This window comes from Kineococcus rubinsiae (assembly GCF_011839805.1).
In the GTDB taxonomy this organism is placed as follows: domain Bacteria; phylum Actinomycetota; class Actinomycetes; order Actinomycetales; family Kineococcaceae; genus Kineococcus; species Kineococcus rubinsiae.
On sequence record NZ_VWPY01000119.1, the window covers coordinates 1 to 4011 of the forward strand.

General features: G+C 38.3%; 4 protein-coding genes and 1 pseudogene. All 5 read left to right on the plus strand.

Annotation, left to right across the window (positions count from 1 at the left end):
* The coding region (locus tag F1544_RS27275) for an ATP-binding cassette domain-containing protein (protein ID WP_208972486.1) at window positions 1-1034 on the plus strand (1034 nt) is incomplete at its 5' end.
* A complete protein-coding gene (locus F1544_RS27280) occupies window positions 1031-2218 on the plus strand; it encodes an HlyD family type I secretion periplasmic adaptor subunit (protein WP_005402945.1) in 1188 nt (395 codons plus the stop codon). The genes F1544_RS27275 and F1544_RS27280, both read left to right, overlap by 4 nt.
* Before the next feature lie 93 nt (window positions 2219-2311).
* Entirely contained in the window at window positions 2312-2914 is a 603-nt protein-coding gene (locus F1544_RS27285) for an IMPACT family protein (RefSeq protein WP_005402944.1), read from the plus strand.
* Window positions 2904-3518: an acyltransferase gene (locus F1544_RS27290; RefSeq protein WP_039046852.1), complete on the plus strand. Its 615-nt coding sequence runs from the start codon at window positions 2904-2906 to the stop codon at window positions 3516-3518. Before F1544_RS27285 ends, F1544_RS27290 begins: the two co-directional genes overlap by 11 nt.
* 119 nt (window positions 3519-3637) lie before the next feature.
* A pseudogene (locus tag F1544_RS27295) lies at window positions 3638-4011 on the plus strand (universal stress protein); the annotation flags it as partial.

Below are 4011 nucleotides of genomic sequence, written 5' to 3' on the forward strand. Positions count from 1 at the left end.
GTATGCAACAACGTAAGATCGTTGGTGTATTAACTGCTTGGACACAAAAAATTCAAGGTTTAACCTATGCCGCTGTTGTATTAGTTGGATGTTTTGCCGTGATGGAAGGCGAGATGACAACGGGTGCTTTGGTTGCGTGTTCGATCCTTTCCTCACGAATGCTTGCCCCTATTTCACAAATCACAGGGATTTTAGGACGTTTACAGCAAGCTAAGGTTGCGAAGAAAAGTCTTGATGAATTAATGCAGAAACCTGTTGATCAACCTGATCAAGCGCATCTGGTTCATAAAGAAGTGTTAAATGGGGACTATGAACTTAAAAATGTTATGTTCCAATACACAGAAGAAGATTCTCGTCCAATTCTTGCACTTCGTCATTTGAAAATTAAAGCTGGTGAAAAAATTGCGATTTTAGGTCGTAATGGTGCAGGTAAATCAACATTATTACAATTATTGGCTGGTATGCAATCACCATCAAATGGTTCTGTGCATTTGGATGGTCTCGATATTAGCTTAATCGATCCTGCTGATGTGCGCCGTGATATGGCATTGTTGAATCAGAATGCACATTTATTCTACGGAACAATTCGTGAGAATTTGACCTTAGGTGCGCCTTTAGCAAAAGATGATGACATTTTAAAAGCTTTAAAAGTGACAGGTGCTTTAGGCTTTGTGCAAGAGAAAAAAGAGGGCTTAGATCATTTAGTTTTAGAAGGTGGTGTAGGCTTCTCAGGCGGGCAAAAGCAAGCATTGCTGTTAGCACGATTACTGATTCGCCAACCTAACATTTTATTACTCGATGAACCGACTGCTGCGATTGATGATATTGCCGAAAAACAACTAATTGATCACTTAAATGGCTGGTTAGGACACAGAACATTAGTCGTCGCAACACATAGACGAGCTGTGCTTGAGTTGGTTGATCGTATCATCGTGATGAACGAAGGTAAGGTTGTAATGGATGGACCAAGAGATCAAGTTCTAAATCAATCAGCAGGTCAACAAAAACAAATTAAACAAGGGGAAGATTCATGAGCGAACAACAAGCTAACAACCGTTCCATGAATGTATCCTACAAAGAGCCAGCTTTACCACGTTCAAGTCTTGTGATTTGGATTGTATGTATTGGTTTAGCGATTTTTTTGACTTGGGCTTGGTTATTTAATCTAGAAGAAGTTTCTACAGGAACGGGTAAGGTCATCCCTTCATCTAAAGAGCAAACTATTCAATCTTTAGAAGGTGGTATTCTTACGAAGTTAAATGTGCAAGAGGGTGATATTGTTCAAAAAGGTGAAATCCTTGCGCAACTTGATCAAACACGCTTCGCATCTAATGTCGGTGAATCAAAATCACTTTTAACTTCTGCTCAAGCGACTGCTGCGCGATTACGTGCTGAAGTGAATGGAACTCCTTTAGCATTTCCTGCAGAAGTGCTCAAAGAACCTAAATTAGTCAAAGAAGAGACCGCTCTTTATTATTCTAGACGTGAAAATTTAGAACAATCATTAGCTGGTTACCAACAAGCTTTACAATTAGTTCAACAAGAATTGATGATGACTGAACCACTTGTTGCGAAAGGTGCTGCAAGTGAAGTAGAAGTACTTAGACTCAAGCGTGAAGCCAATGATCTTAGAAATAAGATGAATGACACACGTAATCAATACTATGTAAAAGCCCGAGAAGAGCTATCGAAGGCAAATACTGATATTGAAACGCAACAACAAGTTGTGATGGGACGCAGTGATAGTTTACAACGTGCAATCTTTAAAGCACCTGTGCGTGGTGTGATTAAAGAAATTGATGTAACAACTCTTGGTGGTGTTATTCCGCAAAACGGTAAATTGATGACGATTGTTCCTTTAGAAGACAAACTGTTAATTGAAGCACGTATTTCTCCAAGAGATATTGCTTTCATTCGACCTGGTCAAGAGGCATTAGTGAAAATCACTGCATACGACTATTCGATCTACGGTGGTTTGACTGGAAAAGTAACAGTAATTTCTCCTGATACGATTAGAGATGAAGTTAAACAAGACCAATTTTACTATCGTGTTTATATCCGCACTGACTCTGACAAGTTATTCAATAAAGCAGGTCATGCTTTTGGTATCACACCAGGTATGGTAGCGACAGTTGATATCCGCACTGGTGAAAAAACAGTTATGAATTATCTACTTAAACCATTTAATAAGGCCAAAGAAGCTTTGCGTGAAAGATAAGCAAGCTAAACTCAAAAAACCTCGCAATTGCGAGGTTTTTTATTTGAACCTTAAGACGTTATACTTTGTTTTTAAATTTGCATTGATGTTTTTATGCCTTTTACCATTGCTCAAACCGTTACCTTTGAAGAAGAAATTAAAAAAAGTCGCTTTCAGGCGATTGCGAGTGTTGTAGAAAATGAGCAACAAGTAAAAAAGTTTTTAGAAGAGACAAAAGACATCTCGACGACACACCAATGCTGGGCATGGAAAATAGGTCATCATGTACGGTTCAATGATGATGGCGAACCTTCAGGTACAGCAGGTCGCCCGATATTAGCAACGATAGAGGGGAATGACTTAACCAATGTTATTGTATTGGTAAATCGTTGGTATGGCGGAGTAAAACTAGGCACTGGTGGTTTAGTCAGGGCGTATGGTGGGTGTGCAGGTCAGTGTCTGCTACTCGCTGAAAAAATAGAATTAATTGAGAAAAAGAAGATTACTTTTAGTTGTGCATTTAATGAATGGGCTATTATTCAATATGAATTACTACAACAGCAAATAGAGTTTCTAGAAAACTATACTGAAACGGGTGTTAGTATTCAGGCACAAGTGCAAATACACCAGATTGAACCGTTAAAGCTCAAGCTTCAAGATGTAACGCGTGGTCGCGAGCAGCTTAAACTTATTGAGGATCAAAGAGATGACGCATGATCCACTATTAAAATATCGTGAACAGCATAAACATCGATTGAACTATATGCCATGGTTATATTGGTCTTTAAAACCCAAACATAGAGAATGGGCGGAAGAATGGCAAAAAGAATATCAGAACTATTTAATGGAAATGGAAACAGTTGAAATTGGCAACAATTGTTTTATTTCACCTTTAGCACATATCTTTGCTGAGCGAGGACGTAAAATTACTATTGGCGATAATACTTTTATTGCTGCCGATTGTACTTTACATGGACCATTAGAGATCGGTTCTGAAGTCGCGATCAACCACCATTGCATCCTTGATGGAGGTCGCGTAGGTATTAAGTTGCATGATCAAGTTAGAATTGCGGCATATAGTCATCTGTATGCTTTTGACCATGGCATGGATTTAGATAGACCCATCTATCAGCAAGCAGTTCGCTCACAAGGCATAGAAGTTGGACGTGATGTTTGGTTAGGAGCTCATGTTGGAATTAAGGATGGGATTAAAGTTGGTGATCATGCGGTTATTGGTATGAATAGTATGATTACTAAAGATGTTGAGCCACATGCAATTATGGCTGGAAACCCTGCAAAATTGATTCGTTATCGGAAATAAGAATTAACTAGAAAACTCTCAAGAGATTCTATACATAAATTTAACCAACCTGCTATCTATCTGTGTTAAGTTAAAAATAAGTAGAAGACCTAAGGTATTGAACCTAAAGAGAGGCGATTATGAACCGCGTTATTGCATGTATCGATTCCTCACCCTGTATCGATGCGGTGGCGGAGGCTGCTGTTTGGGTTGCCAAGCAAACTCAAAGAGAATTAGTCCTTTTACAAATCCTAGATTACTATCCCGCCAGTTACCATTTAGGTGAAATTAGTGGTGTAATCGGTTTTGAAAGTAATGCCATGTTACTTAAAGAATTGGCTGAGTTAGAACAAAAGCAAAGCGAATTAGCCTTGGATTATAGTAATAATTTACTGAAACATATCTCTGAATTAATTGAAAAAAATTACGGTTTGACTAGCACCAAAATTCAAGAAAAAGGTGATTTTCTTGAACAGAGTTTTAATATTCTTAAAGAAAATGATGTGGTAATCAT